Annotated in this window: 16 protein-coding genes; all 16 read left to right on the forward strand. The window is 43.7% G+C overall.

What is annotated here, in order from left to right:
- The first annotated feature begins 1 nt into the window (after position 1).
- The 16 genes from IEY34_RS03310 to IEY34_RS03385 all read left to right on the forward strand — a co-directional run bounded on the left by IEY34_RS03310 (position 2) and on the right by IEY34_RS03385 (position 15,697).
- On the forward strand, positions 2–466 hold the full coding sequence (locus tag IEY34_RS03310) for a phage tail tube protein (RefSeq protein ID WP_189007563.1): 465 nt from the start codon (positions 2–4) through the stop codon (positions 464–466).
- Positions 467–487: 21 nt separating this feature from the next.
- A complete protein-coding gene (locus IEY34_RS03315; protein WP_189007566.1) occupies positions 488–910 on the forward strand; it encodes a phage tail assembly chaperone in 423 nt (140 codons plus the stop codon).
- Positions 911–1,197: 287 nt separating this feature from the next.
- A complete protein-coding gene (locus IEY34_RS03320) occupies positions 1,198–3,030 on the forward strand; it encodes a tape measure protein (RefSeq protein ID WP_189007569.1) in 1,833 nt (610 codons plus the stop codon).
- Positions 3,027–3,773 carry a LysM peptidoglycan-binding domain-containing protein gene (locus IEY34_RS03325; RefSeq protein WP_189007571.1) on the forward strand — a complete coding sequence of 249 codons (747 nt, stop codon included), beginning with the start codon at positions 3,027–3,029 and terminating at the stop codon, positions 3,771–3,773. The genes IEY34_RS03320 and IEY34_RS03325 overlap by 4 nt, the downstream gene beginning before the upstream one ends.
- 9 nt (positions 3,774–3,782) lie before the next feature.
- A complete protein-coding gene (locus tag IEY34_RS03330; protein ID WP_189007574.1) occupies positions 3,783–4,748 on the forward strand; it encodes an XkdQ/YqbQ family protein in 966 nt (321 codons plus the stop codon).
- Complete coding sequence (locus tag IEY34_RS03335; protein WP_189007576.1) at positions 4,745–5,056, forward strand: DUF2577 domain-containing protein; 312 nt, start codon at positions 4,745–4,747, stop codon at positions 5,054–5,056. Before IEY34_RS03330 ends, IEY34_RS03335 begins: the two co-directional genes overlap by 4 nt.
- Positions 5,053–5,445 carry a DUF2634 domain-containing protein gene (locus tag IEY34_RS03340; RefSeq protein WP_189007578.1) on the forward strand — a complete coding sequence of 131 codons (393 nt, stop codon included), beginning with the start codon at positions 5,053–5,055 and terminating at the stop codon, positions 5,443–5,445. The genes IEY34_RS03335 and IEY34_RS03340 overlap by 4 nt, the downstream gene beginning before the upstream one ends.
- A 4-nt stretch (positions 5,446–5,449) precedes the next feature.
- Positions 5,450–6,511 (forward strand): baseplate J/gp47 family protein, encoded by a 1,062-nt coding sequence (locus tag IEY34_RS03345; protein WP_189007580.1) that lies wholly within the window; start codon positions 5,450–5,452, stop codon positions 6,509–6,511.
- Complete coding sequence (locus IEY34_RS03350) at positions 6,504–7,079, forward strand: putative phage tail protein (RefSeq protein WP_189007582.1); 576 nt, start codon at positions 6,504–6,506, stop codon at positions 7,077–7,079. The genes IEY34_RS03345 and IEY34_RS03350 overlap by 8 nt, the downstream gene beginning before the upstream one ends.
- Before the next feature lie 13 nt (positions 7,080–7,092).
- Positions 7,093–8,445, forward strand: coding sequence for a hypothetical protein (locus tag IEY34_RS03355; RefSeq protein ID WP_189007584.1), 1,353 nt, complete (start codon positions 7,093–7,095; stop codon positions 8,443–8,445).
- 350 nt (positions 8,446–8,795) lie between these two features.
- Positions 8,796–8,996, forward strand: coding sequence for a hypothetical protein (locus tag IEY34_RS03360; RefSeq protein WP_189007586.1), 201 nt, complete (start codon positions 8,796–8,798; stop codon positions 8,994–8,996).
- A gap of 576 nt (positions 8,997–9,572) precedes the next feature.
- On the forward strand, positions 9,573–10,685 hold the full coding sequence (gene citZ, locus IEY34_RS03365; protein ID WP_189007589.1) for a citrate synthase: 1,113 nt from the start codon (positions 9,573–9,575) through the stop codon (positions 10,683–10,685).
- A gap of 253 nt (positions 10,686–10,938) precedes the next feature.
- Positions 10,939–12,237 (forward strand): NADP-dependent isocitrate dehydrogenase, encoded by a 1,299-nt coding sequence (gene icd, locus IEY34_RS03370; RefSeq protein ID WP_189007592.1) that lies wholly within the window; start codon positions 10,939–10,941, stop codon positions 12,235–12,237.
- A 52-nt stretch (positions 12,238–12,289) separates the two neighbouring features.
- Positions 12,290–13,231 carry a malate dehydrogenase gene (gene mdh / locus IEY34_RS03375; protein ID WP_189007595.1) on the forward strand — a complete coding sequence of 314 codons (942 nt, stop codon included), beginning with the start codon at positions 12,290–12,292 and terminating at the stop codon, positions 13,229–13,231.
- A gap of 184 nt (positions 13,232–13,415) precedes the next feature.
- Positions 13,416–14,987: a DNA-binding protein gene (locus IEY34_RS03380; RefSeq protein WP_189007598.1), complete on the forward strand. Its 1,572-nt coding sequence runs from the start codon at positions 13,416–13,418 to the stop codon at positions 14,985–14,987.
- Between the two features lie 275 nt (positions 14,988–15,262).
- The gene (locus IEY34_RS03385) at positions 15,263–15,697 is read left to right on the forward strand and encodes a hypothetical protein (protein ID WP_189007601.1); all 435 of its coding nucleotides are present in this window, start codon (positions 15,263–15,265) and stop codon (positions 15,695–15,697) included.
- Positions 15,698–15,714: the final 17 nt, after the last annotated feature.

Below are 15,714 nucleotides of genomic sequence, written 5' to 3' on the forward strand. Positions count from 1 at the left end.
GATGGGTTTTCTCCATGCAAAGGATACGATCTCAGGACAATCTGCTAAGGCTTATGCCACGATTAATGGACAAGTAGAAGAAATGTTCTACGCCAAAAAATTCGAAGCCAAAATAAAAAAGAATAAAAAAGAAATTAAAACATTGGGTAAACTTGGAACCCAAAACAAGGCCAATGGTTTTACCGGTACAGGCACCATGACCATTTATTATGTTACCTCTGCTTTTCGTCAGTTGATGTTGAATTACACGAAAAATGGCATTGATAATTATTTTGATATACAAGTTGTGAATGACGATCCGAGTTCATCGGTTGGCATTCAAGACACCGTTATTAGGAACGTCAACCTAGACGAGATCACGATCGCCTCGTTTGACGTTGAGTCAGAGTCATTGGAAGAAGAAGTGAGCTTTACCTTCGATGACTGGGATATGTTCACAAAATTTAAGCAGCCTACACTAAACTAAAAACCGGAGGAGGAATAATTAATGAGTGATATTAGCGTTTTTTTGGCTGGAAATGTTTCGACGGAGACGACGGAGGAAGTGGTTGTTTCTGACCGTTTTAAAAATAAGGACGGGAAGCCTGTTTCTTGGGTTCTTCGTTCGATTACAGAAGAAGAAAATGACACCATTCGCAAAGCGGCAACGAAACGCAGCAAAGGCAAGGGTGGCCAACAAGTGACAGAAATCGATCAGACCGAATATTTGTCCAGATTGGCAGTAGCTAGTGTTGCCTTCCCAAACTTGAAAGATGTCGAACTGCAGAAATCGTACGGCGTGCTTGGAGCTGAAACATTAATTCGGAAAATGCTGCTAGCTGGAGAGTATGCCAATCTCATCCTCAAAGTTCAAGAAATTAATGGATTCGATAAGGATATTAATGAGCTGGTAGAAGAAGCAAAAAACTAATCGAGGGGGGATACGATGAGTATGGGGAAAGGTGTGACCCCGACTCCACTGCTATTCTCCTCTATTATGCTCTTTTCAAGCTTCGAAAACTTCCTCATGAAATTATGGGGCTTCCATTAAACGAGCGAGCATTCGTGTTCGCCGCTATACAGTTGTATTCGAAAAAAGAGTCGGATGCGGCTAAAAAAAGATAAATGATAAAGGAGGCTGACTCAGAAGGTTACAAACCTAGAGAGCAGCCTCTATTTTTCGAAATGCAACTACTCTTAGAAGAAAGGAGTGAATATATGGCGACCGTTGGATCTGCGCTCAAACTATTTGATCAAATCAATAATACGATTAAGAAAGTTATTTCCTCGAAAGAAATTAAATTAACCGATGAGTATATAACTATACAAGCCAAGTTGAAATTCGTGAATGATGGTAATCAAGCGCCACAGGCGCTTCAAAATGCCATATTTGCAGCGGCAAACCGTTCTGGAAGCGATTATGGCACGATGGCAGGCATTGTTGCTAAATTAGGGCAGACGGCAGGCGGGGCGTTTAGCGGTAATAAAGAAACCATTTCATTTACTGAGCTCATCCAAAAATCATTGAAAATTGGTGGTAGTTCCAAGCAGGACCAACAAGCAGGAATGTCACAAATTACAAAAATTATGGCATCTGGAAAAATGCAAGGTCAAGATTTTGGAGCCTTAATGGAGAGCGCACCCGTTTTGGCTGAATCTATTGCTAATTTTGTCGGCAAATCAAAAGAACAATTGAAGACAATGGGTACCGAAGGCACTATTACTTCCACTGTTCTTAAAGGTGCTATTTTTAAGGCTGCCGATGATATTAATAGTAGGTTTGATAAGCTGCCTAAAACCTTTGAGGATGCGATGACCATTTTCAAAAATAATGCTTTACAAGCGTTTGGTCCTGTCATGGAGAAAGTAAATAATTTGCTTAATTCATCAGCTGGGGGCGAATTGTTTTCTGGCATTTCCATAGCACTGAATTTTGCTGCGGTTGCCGCAGGAGGATTTGTGAATGTAATGAGTGGGCTGATTGGATTAATTCAAGCGTATTGGCCATTTGTTGTAGGAATGCTAACTGCAGCTGCAGTCGTAATCGCAGGCTTGATTATTCCAAAACTGTGGGCAATGATACCTCCACTCTGGGGTCAAGTTACTGCTGCGTATGCTCTTGCTGGTGCTTGGTTTGCTCTTAATTTGCCTCTTTTAGCAGTTGCCGCATTAATTGGCACCATTGTTTTTGTGTTATTAATGAGTGGGGTTACTGCAGAGCAAGTTGTTGGGACCATTGCGGGATGTTTTATGATGCTCGTCGGGTCAGTTAGCAATTCATTCGCTATTTTATACAATATTATAGTCGGCTATGTAGAGTTTTTCAGAAATCTGTTTATTGATCCAATCTATGCCGTACAAAATATGTATTACAATTTGGCAATGAATTTTGGAAATTACATGTTAAATATGATCATAAGCACGGAGAACTTTGCCGGGAGTTTTATGAAGTCTATTGTGCGAGGGATTAACGGGGCGATTGAAGGGTTTAACTGGCTCGCGAGTGCAGTCTCTGGCATATTTGGAAAAGATTTTAAAGGATTTGAGTTGTTGGATGAATCTAATATGCACGCTGTTAGCGATACAGTGAAAAATGTCATGGATATGATGGAAAAACCAGTTAGTGATAAAGCGGTCGTCTCCATGCAAAGAATGGGGTTCAAAGACCTGAAAAATGAATTCGACTACGGCTATAAATCAGGCGCGGGAATTATGAATAAAATTTCTAGCATAGGAAACGGGCTTAAAGACAGTGGACTTAAAGATAAGGGATTTAACGACAGCTTGCCACTTAGCAACAATACGTTAGGCAAAGTGAACGAGGTTGGAGCGATTAACGACACGGTTGATATCTCCAATGAAGACTTGATGCTTATGCGGGATGTAGCGGAACGCGATAGTATCAAAAATTTCGTTTCACTGACGCCAACTGTAGCAGTTGGAGACGTTCATATCCACGATACGACCGATGCAGATGAAATGATTCGCCGGATTACTGAGGCGGTAGAGGTCGAAGTCACTAACCATGCTCAGGGGGTGTATGCAGGATGAGTTATGGCATTTATTTAAGTTTTAACAACCAAATGGAAGGCTTCCAAATTCCCGTTAATCCGGAGACGATCGACATTTCGGGAAGTGGAAACAGTAAAACGTATGACCTTATCGGCCGCGGTGGCGGGACAGAAGAAACAAGAGCCGGTGAAGTGAATGTCATTAAAAATCCGAAACTCCGCGAGGTTTCGTTCAGCAGTTTCTTTCCAGCAGCCATTTATCCATTTATCCAAGCGGATATCGTGTTTGAGCCGATGCATTATGTTCGACTAATTGAGAAATGGATGGCAACTAGGCATCCGATTCGATTCATTTATACGGGTAGGTATTTAGATCCAATATTGGTGGACAGCCAGGGAGGGAAAGAACTTAATTTCCCAGCTTCCATCGAGAAATTTGATTGGAAAGAAGCAGCCGGTTCACCAGGTGAAATTGAATATAGCCTTACCCTGAAAGAATATGTATTCTATTCAGCCCGCAAGATAGAAATATTAACCGCTGTGGACGGCAGCCAGGCAACAGTATCGGCAGCGCCGAAAAGACCCGATGAGCGAATTCGAGCGCAATTTTATCGATTGAAGAAAAATGAAACGATTGTCGATGTCTCCATGAAGTTTTTTGCTGACGCAGCTGGGAAACCAGATAGCACGCGGTATCGTGATATTCAAAGGGTAAATGAGTTATCGGATAATCAAATGAAGCAGCTAAAAGAAGGCGATATGCTGAAAATTCCTCCATATTGAGGTGATGACATGCTAACAGTTGAAATAGACAACAAAGACGGGAACATGTGGGAGCTGCCCATTAGTGCTGTGCAGTTCAGCTCGACCAGATACGGCAAGCCATCCAGTTGCTCGATCACGATGTTACGTGGCGGATGGTATGAAGATAATGCATTTAAATATAACAATGGGGATGTTGTGCGAGTAAGGCTGAACGGGAATCCCGTGTTTTATGGGTATATTTTCTCCATAGAGTCCGGTCGGGATGAAGAAGTCAAGCTAACGGCGTATGATCAACTCCGCTATTTGATGTATAACGAGACTTACGTGTTTAAGGACGCCAAGGCTAGTGAAGTTATTAAACAAATTGCAGGAGATCTTAAACTTCAAATTGGAGAGATCGAAGATTCGGGTTACGTTATTCCATCGATTGTTGAGGATGGCACCAAATTGATGGACATTATTTGTAAAGCCTTAGATAAAACGTTGATCTCTACGAAGAAAATTTTTGTCCTGTATGATGACTTCGGCTCATTGCGGTTGCGTGATGCGGATAAATGGGTGATGGACTTTGCTCTCGGTGATGTAAGCCTTGTCTATGACTACAGTTTTAATCGATCTATTGATACGGATACGTACAACAGAATTAAGATCGTTCGTGACAATAAGGAAACGAATAAACGAGAAGTGTATATCGATCAAGATAGCAACAATATAGCGAAATGGGGCAGGCTGCAGCAATTTCGCAAAGTGGAAGATAAGATGAATGAAGCTCAGATTATGGAGTTGTTAAAACTGATGCTTGGCGCCAAAAACCGGGAGACCAAAACCTTTTCATTGAATGCCATCGGCGATATCCGGATTAGGGCAGGCTGCCGCATATTTATCAACATCGAGGAAGCTGGAATCAGCCAGTTTTTTCAAGTAGAAGATTGTACGCACAATTTTGAAGGATCTGAACATACGATGAAACTGGATTTGAAGGTGGTCTCATGAACAATGTTACGAAATTGGTACGTGCTTTAAAAAGCGCCAGTGTTGGGGCTGTGGAAGCCGGCACGCCCGTTCATATTACGTTTGGCGAAGTCATCAGCATCCATCCTCTCGAGATTACTGTGGATCAACGGTTTTCATTAGATCAGGATTTTTTAATTGTTCCGGAGCAGTTAACGCCTTATCAAATCATGATCGAAGGTCAGCCAATTGTCATTAGACGAGGTTTGGAAGTTGGTGACAGTTTGCTTCTTTTACGTATGCAGGGCGGTCAAAAATATGTCCTTTTGGACAAGGTGGTGGAGGCATGATTCCGCAAGGAGGGTTTGGTAATTCGCTTTTTCAGCAAATACAGCTACCAAGCAAGAGTTATCTGATTGATTCTGTCAATCAACGGATTGTTGGCTATGTTGACGGACTAGAGGCTGTTCAACAAGCTGTTTATAAAATTTTGCAGACGCAGCGATTTGAGCATTCGATCTATAGTTCCAATTATGGCAGCGAATTATCTTCTATTATTGGGCAAAATGCGGACTTTGTTCAGTCTGAGCTAAGTCGACGTGTTCAACAAGCGCTACTGCAAGATGAGCGCATTCAGGCTGTAGAGAATTTTAACGTCACCGTCACAGGCGACTCGGCATTGGTTGAATTTAAAGTTGTAACCCAATATGGAAGCTTTGAAAGCGTGAAGGAGGTGTAACACCATGTTTGAATCACAAAGTTATTCAGTTATTTTGGAGCGCATGTTGGAACGCGTTCCTGCCGACATGGATAAACGAGAAGGAAGCGTCATTTATGATGCCATTGCTCCTGCAGCGCGCGAGTTGGCAACGATGTATGTCTCGGTGGATGCGAACCTTCGAGCCGTTTTCCCGCATACAGCAACCGATGAGCATTTGGATGCGATTACGGAGCCTTTTGGCGAATCTCGCAAACAGGCCACGTTTGCCGTGCGCAAAGGACTTTTTTATGGAGCCCTCAATACGCCGGTTGATGTTCCATTAGGAAGCCGTTTCTCCATTTCCGGTGTGAAGTACACCGTCATTCTGAAGCTAGCCGCCGGACAATTCGAATTGCGTTGTGAGATAGCGGGCAAAGTCGGCAATCAGAAATTTGGCACCTTGCTGCCTTTGGATTATTTGGACGGTCTGGTCAGTGCCAGTTTAACGGATGTGCTGATTCCCGGCGATGACAAAGAAAGTGATGACGAATACCGCGCCAGATTTATGCAGAAAGTACGGCTCCCTTCAACTAGCGGTAATAAAGCTGATTATAAGAAGTGGGCGCTAGAGGTTGATGGTGTCGGAGCTGTTCAAGTCATCCCTTTTTGGAACGGAGGCGGCACGGTCAAAGTGGTTATCATCGACACCGACATGAAACCAGCAAGCACTCAGCTTGTGCAGAACGTGCAGGCGTATATTTCCCCCGCAGCAGGTTATGGTGAAGGCAAGGCTCCTGTTGGGGCAAGCGTTACGTTAGCAGCGGCTGCTTCTGTGCAGATTCAGGTAGCTGCCAAAGTTGTTCGCAATGGAACGCGGACGCTAGCTCAAATCAAGACGGACTTTGAAAAAGCAAGCGACGATTATTTGGCTAGTTTAGCTTTCGGACAAGACCCTTCCGTGAAATATGCGAAGGTCGGAGCGCTTATGCTAAGTATTCCGGGCGTTCAGGATTATACAACATTCCAGTTGAATGGAACAACGGGTAATATCGCCGTGACGGAAGGATCGGTTGCCGTGAGGGGGGCGGTGATGTTAAGTGAGTAATTTTGACATTGTGAGCCAATCTGGAGAACGGATGCTGAATGCGCTGCCCAGTCTGTATGAAGATGTATATGAAATGCGAGTTCTTATGGAAACCGATGGCCAAGAGATGGATCTCATGACAAGCAAAATCAAGGAAGTTCTGGACCAGTCGACAATTGATCTAGCCACATGGGGACTCGATTATTGGGAGTGTTTTCTCGGTATTAAGACAGAGTCAGGGAAACCACTCGATCAGCGCAGGTCGGTGATAAAGTCGAAGATCCGCGGCACAGGTACGGTGACTTTGAGCCTGTTGAAGCGCGTCGCTGAAGCTTATGACAATGGTCAGGTAGATGTCACCGAAGAATCCTCGAACTACAAAGTGATTATTAAATTCGTCAGTACGCATGGTGTGCCAGCGAATTTGGCTGATATTGAGAAGGCTTTGCTTGATATTATGCCAGCTCATTTGGTCATTGAATTTGTGTTTAGTTATCTGTCTTGGGGGGCGTTCGACACACATCGATTTACCTGGGGATCGCTTTCCGCGATGAATTATACATGGGACCAACTTGAACGGTTGGCCTAAGGAGGGATTATTTATGTCTACAACAACACCAAAACTAGGTTTGCCGCGTCCGGTCGCTTCGGACAATGTGACTTTGGCGAATCAGCAGGCTTTGATTGATGCTATTGATAGTGGCGCTGCTCCAGTTGCTAGTCCAGCGCTAAGCGGAGTTCCTACATCACCTACAGCAATTGCTGGAACTAGTACGGCGCAAATTGCAACAACTGCCTTCGTTGCCACAGCAGTGGCGTCTATTGATACAAGCAGACTTGCACCTAAATCAAGTCCAGCATTTACAGGGGACCCTACAGCGCCGACACCCGCTGTTGACGACAATGATACTAGCATTGCAACTACTGCATTTGTTATTGGCCAAGCCAGTAATGTTCCCCCGCTTATGGACGGAACAGCAACAATTGGAGCATCGAAAAAATATTCAAGAGAAGATCACAAACACCCAACTGATACAACTAGACTAGCAGCAGCTTCTTACACAGCTTCCGATGTGTTGTCTAAATTGACAACAGTTGATGGTCTAGGGAGTGGCTTAGATGCAGACATAGTAAGAGGTGTGAATATATTCCAACAAAATCAGACCACTCATACCAATGCTATAGGTTTGACAGAAGCTGTGAGGTGGAAAAACTTTGGAAATGGCCACGTTATTTTTGATGCATCCGCTGGAACGTCCCCAAACAACACTTCGATTAATAACACAAATTCGAGTGTTCCATGGCAAGCCACATACCCTTCCCTTATGGGGTGGAATGGTTCGCAAACTTACGGAATACGGGTAGATAGTGCAAGAAGCGCTGATTATGTTAACGGTGTTCAGTTACGTGATAATGCCGGTGTTTTAGAATATTTTTCAGGAGGGTCGTGGTTATCCATGGGTGGAGCAATAATTGGGGCAAGTGACATAACAGTACAACATAGTTTTGCGACAGAATATATAAATATTCCAAGTAATTACAATAATGGACTACTCGTTGCGAAATTCATACCAAAAGGGATTGGTGATGCTGTAATATCAGCTGATATGAAAGCATTTGCTCCAACCTATACAAACGTCATTTATCTTAGTGTATTTCAAGAGAATTCTTATGATAATAACGGCAATCCAATGCCCCAGTTCCGATTTACGACAACTCCTGGGCCGAATTGGCGACTCCCTATAGGTACAATGTTAGGGGGGACTAACACAGGACCAACAACTCCATTACTAGCAACTGGGTCGAGTGGTTCTAATTATATAAACGTCTCAGGAGTTCTAAGAATTCATAGTCGAGATCCAATATACCTTGTCTCTTATTGGAGTGGTGAAGGTGGAGGAGGACTTACTTTAGGATTAAAAAATATACAAGTTAAATATGATATAATTGGTTAGGGGGCTAATTCAATGTACGCTATTTATTATGATAAACGAGGGGAATCACAAGGTATTATTTGCGGATATAAACAGCACGACGATAGAGATGAGTATGAAATAGCTTTCTTCTTGTCGATGAGATACCTGAAGAAATATGGCAGAAAGACTGTAACAGTTTAATTGAGTTTAGCACTGGAGTTATAACATTTGAACCCATTTTACAGATAATACGATTTCCCACACCAGAAGAACTGAAAATTACTCAATTAGAGATTGGGAATTCTAATCTCAAATCCTGTATAGATGACCTTGAAATGCGCATTGCTGGTATCATTTCAGGCGGATCTGTATAATCATGGAAATGGTAAATGAAAAAATATCTTTGCAATGTAGATGCTGGTCCTTTTGATACCAACGCAGGTGATGTTAGAGCAATCGTAATCCAAAAGCCCCGTTCTTTGAACTTGAACGGGGCTTTTTTTTATGCCCCAAAAGAATTTTATGCCATTAAAAATCCTCAAATCAGATTAAGGGGAGATTGGAAGAAAGTCAACATAATTGTTTTTTAAGTGTATTTAATCATTGTTAGATCACTAGAAAATCAGGCACATTAGCAAGAATGAATAACGATCGCTTAGTTATGCACTTTAAGAGAATTTGCAAAAAACACATTAACTGCTTTACTAAAATAGTAAGAAAGACCTCTAGGTTAATGCAATAAATTTGTTAGTCAGCAGAACCAGGTGCTATATCTTGATTTAGTCGATTGAAGTATAGATACCTTAGTAGTTGCCAAGTATTGATACTTATTAAAGGTCATCGATAGTAAATTTATTAATTTATTTTATTGAACTTTATTCTTTTTATGTCACAGGTACATATTTTATCCTGAATTTAACCGCAAAATCCCTGGATTATCATGTTTTTTTATGATTAACTGTGAGCATACTGAATATGGAAAAAGCGCGGTGCAACAGTGCTTTGAATATTAGAATCATAAGGAAATGCGGGTAGATAGCATATCTTTATGATAGTGATAATGAAGTTTTATGTGATCTTTTGTTCACTTACTAAGCAAAATACTTTATTATTAAGTTAGGAAAAAAGCAATTTTTTGCTAATAGAGTAGCTAAGGAGAGATTCCCATGTCTGCAACCAAAGGTTTAGAAGGAATTGTAGCCACGACCTCGTCGATTAGTTCCATTGTGGATGGAGTACTAACGTACCGAGGGATTGATATTGATGATCTCGCAGAAAATGCGAATTTTGAAGAAGTTATTTACTTGCTTTGGTTCGGCAAGCTGCCAACGCAAACTGAGCTTGAGAAACTGCAAAGCGACTTGAACGCTTACAGCAAGGTGCCTGACGCGGTTATCGCTCAATTAAAAGCATTCCCGAAAGATGTTAATTCGATGGCAGCTCTTCGCACGGCTGTATCTGCTCTTGCTCTGTATGATGACGAAGCTAATGACTTGAACCAAGAATCCAATGTGCGTAAAGCGATCAAGCTGCAAGCGCAAATTCCTGGTATCATCGCAGCATTCGCTCGTATCCGTGAAGGCAAAGAACCTGTAGCGTCCCCTGGATATTCTTCCGTAGCTGCGAACTTCCTGTATCAACTGACAGGCAAAGAGCCGGATAAAGTGGCAATCGAAGCTTTGGACAAAGCATTGGTTCTGCATGCTGACCACGAGCTGAACGCTTCTACATTCGCTGCGCGTGTTACTGTTGCTACATTGACTGATATCTATTCCGGTATTACGTCTGCTATCGGCACGCTCAAAGGACCTCTTCACGGTGGAGCGAACGAAGCGGTTATGGCGATGCTTGAAGAAATCGGGACTGTAGAGAACGTTGTTCCTTACATCAACGATAAATTAGAGCGTAAAGATAAAATCATGGGCTTTGGCCACCGTGTATACAAAAACGGCGATCCGCGTGCGAAGCACTTGCAAAAAATGTCCTATGAGCTTGGTAAATTGACGGGCAACCTGAAATGGTACGAAATGTCCATTAAAGCAGACGAGTTGGTATCAGGCCTTAAAGGTTTGAAACCAAATGTTGACTTCTACTCAGCATCTGTCTATACAACATTGGAAATCCCTCGCGATCTGTTCACGCCAATCTTCGCGATCAGCCGTACATCCGGTTGGGCTGCCCACATCTTGGAGCAGTACGAAAACAACCGCTTGATCCGTCCACGCGCAGAGTACACAGGTCCGGTTAACCAAAAATATATCCCAATTGGCCAACGCTAATTAGATCTTCACGCAAGCTCAAGGTGCGGGCAGTTCGGTACCCAACCCAGGTTGATTCTGGGGAGTGCCGCGACTCCCGTCGCTTTTTGTGTGTCTATGACTCTTCATATTTCTCTACGACGACGAGTTGCATTTGTGAAAAGGGTACTCGTTGTAGTAATGTAACTAGTGGACTGCTAAAAGAACGAGGGCGTTTTGCACCAAAGTTTACTCATTCGTATTATTTTAAACAAATCCAAGGAGGAACTATTTCATGCCACAATTCGAATCTTACTCACTTCCAACTGAAGGTCAAAAAATCACGATCGAGAACGGTGTACTTCAAGTACCTAACAACCCAATCATCCCTTTCATCGAAGGTGACGGTACGGGTCCTGACATCTGGGCGGCTTCCGTTCGCGTTCTAGATGCTGCTGTTGAAAAAGCATACAAAGGCGAGAAGAAAATCGCTTGGTACGAAGTTTTTGCTGGTGAGAAAGCTTTCAATAAATACAACAACTGGTTGCCTAACGATACGTTAACAGCTATGCGTGAATATATCGTGTCCATCAAAGGACCTCTTACTACGCCAATCGGTGGCGGTATTCGTTCCCTGAACGTTGCGCTTCGTCAAGAATTGGATCTTTATGTATGTTCCCGTCCAGTTCGTTATTTCGACGGTGTTCCATCCCCAGTTAAACGTCCTGAGTTGGTTGACATGGTTATTTTCCGTGAAAATACAGAAGATATCTACGCGGGCATCGAGTGGGAAGCTGGTTCCGACGCAGTTAAAAAAGTTATCAAATTCCTTCAAGACGAAATGGGCGTTAACAAAATTCGCTTCCCAGAAACTTCAGGGATCGGTGTTAAACCAGTATCTTCCGAAGGTACAGAGCGTTTGGTACGCGCAGCAATCGAATATGCAATTAAACATGGCCGTAAAACATTAACATTGGTTCACAAAGGCAACATCATGAAGTTCACAGAAGGCGCGTTCAAAAACTGGGGTTATGAGCTAGCTGAGCGTGAATTTGGTGACAAAACATTTACATGGGCACAATACGATCGTATCAAAGAAGCAGAAGGCGCTGAAGCAGCGAACAAAGCTCAAAAAGACGCTGAAGCAGCTGGCAAAATCATCGTAAAAGATGCAATTGCTGACATCGCTTTGCAACAAGTATTGACTCGTCCTACTGACTTCGACGTTATCGCTACATTGAACCTGAACGGTGACTACCTGTCTGATGCACTAGCTGCACAAGTTGGCGGTATCGGTATTGCTCCAGGAGCTAACATCAACTACCTCACAGGTCACGCGATCTTCGAAGCTACACATGGTACAGCTCCTAAATATGCTGGTCTTGACGTAGTTAACCCAGGTTCCGTTATCCTTTCCGGCGTAATGTTGCTTGAGCACCTTGGCTGGTTGGAAGCGGCTGAACTGATCTACAAAGGTTTGGAAACGTCCATCAACAACAAAACCGTTACTTATGACTTTGCTCGTTTGATGGAAGGCGCGAAAGAAATCAAATGTTCCGAATTCGCGAACGAAATCATCAAAAACATGGCTTAATTCTTTTCCACGAAGCGTATAACCAACCAAACTATTAGGAGGCACATCGCAAATGGCAATCCGTCGTAGTAAAATTACTGTCGTTGGTGCTGGGTTCACGGGTGCAACAACTGCTCTTATGCTAGCTCAAAAAGAACTCGGTGACGTTGTTCTTCTTGATATTCCACAATTGGAAAACCCTACAAAAGGGAAAGCACTTGATATGCTGGAAGCAGGTCCGGTTCAAGGCTTTGATGCTCAAATCACAGGTACTTCCAACTATGCGGATGCTGCTGAATCCGACATCGTAATCATCACAGCGGGTATTGCTCGTAAACCGGGCATGAGCCGCGATGATTTGGTTAACACGAATGCAGGTATCGTGAAATCCGTTTGTGAGAACGTAAAAGCAGTTGCTCCTAACTCTATCGTTATCATCTTGAGCAACCCGGTTGATGCTATGACTTATGTGGCATTCCAAGCTCTGGGCTTCCCTAAAAACCGTGTAATTGGCCAATCCGGCGTACTGGATACAGCTCGTTACTTGACATTCATCTCGCAAGAGTTGAATGTATCCGTTGAGGATGTTAAAGGGGTAGTTATCGGTGGTCACGGCGATGACATGGTTCCTTTGGTTCGTTACACATACGCTGGCGGTGTTCCAATTGAGAAATTGATTCCAGCTGATCGCATCGAAGCTATTGTTCAACGTACACGTACTGGCGGCGGCGAAATCGTTAACTTGCTTGGTAACGGTAGTGCTTACTACGCACCAGCTGCGTCTCTTGTACAAATGACAGAAGCGATCCTCAAAGATAAAAAACGTATCATCCCTACAATCGCATTGCTTGAAGGCGAGTACGGGTATGATAACTTGTTCATGGGCGTTCTTACGGTTCTTGGCGCTAACGGTATCGAGAGAATTCTTGACATCGAGTTGACGGCCGAAGAGAAAGCCGCTTTGGACAAAACAGCAGAGTCCGTTCGCAACGTAATTAAAGTTGTAGCGGGCTAATGAAGAAATCAAAGAAGAGTTGATCTCCTATTTACTAGGGGGTTGGCTCTTTTTTTGATTGAATGCATCGACATTTGTTTCTTTTGTAAAATCACGCAAAGGGGGTGTTGCAAAGTCCACGACCTGTGCTACGATACAGCTAAGCCTAATATTGGCTAAATATTCCATGTGATGGAGGGATTTGATGTTGAGAAGTTTGTTCGGAACAAAGAGTTGGAAAAGTCTCGCTTTAACAGTAACCTTGTCGGTGTCCTTGTTAGGGGCTATTCCTCAGGCTTTCGCCGAAGGACCAGGTGATCCAGCGCCATCCATCACGCCGACTACGGCGAATGGCAAGAAAGTGCTTTTTGACAACACACACGGTCAAACGGCAGGAGCGGCGGATTGGGTCATTGACGGAGGGTTCTCAGATTTCGCCAATGCATTAGGAAATGCGGGTTACTATGTCAAAGAGCTGCGCAAAAGTACGCCAATCACGCTCTCTGATTTATCGGCTTATGATGTGTTTGTGATTGGCGAAGCGAACATCCCTTACAAAACATCGGAGCAAAGTGCCATGCTGCAATATGTACAAGGCGGTGGCAGTATCTTTTTCATTGGAGATCATTATAATGCGGATCGGAACAAGAATCGTTGGGACGCTTCGGAAGTATTCAATGGCTATCGCCGCGGCGGATGGACGAATCCTGCGGCTGGTATGAGCTCAGCAGAAGCGAACTCAGCGGCGATGTCAGGAGTGGCAAGCTCAGACTGGCTATCTACGAATTTCGGGGTTAAATTCCGCTACAATGCCTTAGGTGATATTACGGCAAATAATATCATCGCACCTTCGCAAGCTTTTAATATAACAAGCGGCGTGTCGACAGTCGCCATGCATGCTGGCTCTACGTTGGCGATTACGGACCCTAGTATGGCCAAAGGGATTGTTTATTTACCGGCAACGACAACTAGTTGGTCAAGTGCTGTGGATCAAGGTGTTTATAACGGTGGAGGCGTGGCGGAAGGACCTTATGTCGCTGTCTCCAAAGTAAGCGCAGGGAAAGCCGGCTTCATCGGCGACTCTTCGCCTGTGGAAGATGCAACACCGAAATATTTGAAAGAAGAAACAGGCAGTACCAAAACGACGTATGCCGGTTTCCAAGAGCAAAATGATGCCGCACTGCTAGTCAATATGGTGAACTGGCTCGCAACCAAAGAAAGCTATACAAGTTTAACGCAAGTATCCGGATTAACTTTAAGCACTGCAACGACCCTATATACGTGGGAGCTGCCTGCCAATTCGACGGAGCCGCAAGCAGAGCCGTGGGCAACGCCAGCAGCAGGATACAAATGGTATGATAGTTCCACGTTCAAAGCGGGTTCATACGGTTATTCTTCCTCTACCAATACAACGGATCCATTTGCTTTTGTTCATCAAGCTCAATTGCCGAATCAAGCTGCGTTTCAGGTGAAGATAATTGTTAATGGATTAGCCGCTAATGGAACGACAACAGGCTATAATCTAGGCATTTACAACGGCTCCGGGACGCAAGTCGCGAAAATTCAAAACAGTGATGGCTCCTGGCCAGCATCCTACGGATATAGCACAAGCTTCTCGCTAACGGCTGACAGCAGTGGTCATGCTGAGAAGATTGTCAGTATCCAAATCAATTCAACAGCTTCAGGAGCAGCCAACATGCGTCTGAGACAGAACACGACGGCTAAGTTCACAGAGGCCGTTACGATTGCCAATGTGCCAGCACAACCGCTCCCTTAGTTTATTGAAGTAAGGAGAGGCTGACTCCGATGGTTAATAAACCAGGAGAGCAGCCTTTTTATATTCAGCATAGATGTCCGTATGGGACAGTTGGTAAGCACATAGCGCTAAACGTCAAGGATTAAAGCAAAGGGGCTTCCAATTCAAACGTTTTAGTCACATTTTTATGGAGATATCGTGAAAAACACGCATTTATGACATCGCTTTCTTGTCCTGGGGATGCCTATTCGGTATACTGGAAGAAACCAATCTATTAAAATTGCGGAGGTTGTTGAATGTATCAAGTTATGATTTTCTTACATGTTATTAGTGCATTATTGCTAGGCGCTTATGTGGTATTCCCTTTCATCGTGGGACGTGCCGCTACGCTATCTGGCGCAGCACAAGAAGGCTTCATGGGATTACTGTCCACCTTAAACCGAGTTGGTCAATTTTCATTGATTGTCACTTTCCTTACAGGCGGTGCCATGGTGAGCAAAATTGATCCTATGCCTTCTGGCCTTTGGATGGGGATATCGATCGTTTTATTGCTGATTGTGGGGGCTATTACAGGGATGATTGGTGGCAGAATCAAGAAACTGGTCGCGAATAACAAAGCTGGTAAAAGTACAGCGACGGATGCTGCGAAAATTAAAACGTTCAGCTGGATTGCATCTGCAGCCGTTATCATCGCCGTGTTGTTTATGACAAATCCGCAATTGCTGGCTTAAGCTTGAAATAAAGAAAG

It is taken from the genome of Paenibacillus marchantiophytorum (assembly GCF_014640555.1).
Taxonomy (GTDB): Bacteria; Bacillota; Bacilli; order Paenibacillales; family NBRC-103111; genus Paenibacillus_E; species Paenibacillus_E marchantiophytorum.

Excerpts from the sequence above, each read along its gene's own strand:
- IEY34_RS03380 (WP_189007598.1), top strand. The coding sequence starts at position 13,416 with ATGTTGAGAAGTTTGTTCGGAACAAAGAGTTGGAAAAGTCTCGCTTTA.
- mdh (WP_189007595.1), top strand. The coding sequence starts at position 12,290 with ATGGCAATCCGTCGTAGTAAAATTACTGTCGTTGGTGCTGGGTTCACG.
- IEY34_RS03360 (WP_189007586.1), top strand. The coding sequence starts at position 8,796 with ATGAAAAAATATCTTTGCAATGTAGATGCTGGTCCTTTTGATACCAAC.
- IEY34_RS03325 (WP_189007571.1), top strand. The coding sequence starts at position 3,027 with ATGAGTTATGGCATTTATTTAAGTTTTAACAACCAAATGGAAGGCTTC.
- IEY34_RS03320 (WP_189007569.1), top strand. The coding sequence starts at position 1,198 with ATGGCGACCGTTGGATCTGCGCTCAAACTATTTGATCAAATCAATAAT.
- IEY34_RS03310 (WP_189007563.1), top strand. The coding sequence starts at position 2 with ATGGGTTTTCTCCATGCAAAGGATACGATCTCAGGACAATCTGCTAAG.
- IEY34_RS03385 (WP_189007601.1), top strand. The coding sequence starts at position 15,263 with ATGTATCAAGTTATGATTTTCTTACATGTTATTAGTGCATTATTGCTA.
- IEY34_RS03315 (WP_189007566.1), top strand. The coding sequence starts at position 488 with ATGAGTGATATTAGCGTTTTTTTGGCTGGAAATGTTTCGACGGAGACG.
- IEY34_RS03340 (WP_189007578.1), top strand. The coding sequence starts at position 5,053 with ATGATTCCGCAAGGAGGGTTTGGTAATTCGCTTTTTCAGCAAATACAG.
- IEY34_RS03355 (WP_189007584.1), top strand. The coding sequence starts at position 7,093 with ATGTCTACAACAACACCAAAACTAGGTTTGCCGCGTCCGGTCGCTTCG.
- IEY34_RS03330 (WP_189007574.1), top strand. The coding sequence starts at position 3,783 with ATGCTAACAGTTGAAATAGACAACAAAGACGGGAACATGTGGGAGCTG.
- citZ (WP_189007589.1), top strand. The coding sequence starts at position 9,573 with ATGTCTGCAACCAAAGGTTTAGAAGGAATTGTAGCCACGACCTCGTCG.
- icd (WP_189007592.1), top strand. The coding sequence starts at position 10,939 with ATGCCACAATTCGAATCTTACTCACTTCCAACTGAAGGTCAAAAAATC.
- IEY34_RS03345 (WP_189007580.1), top strand. The coding sequence starts at position 5,450 with ATGTTTGAATCACAAAGTTATTCAGTTATTTTGGAGCGCATGTTGGAA.
- IEY34_RS03335 (WP_189007576.1), top strand. The coding sequence starts at position 4,745 with ATGAACAATGTTACGAAATTGGTACGTGCTTTAAAAAGCGCCAGTGTT.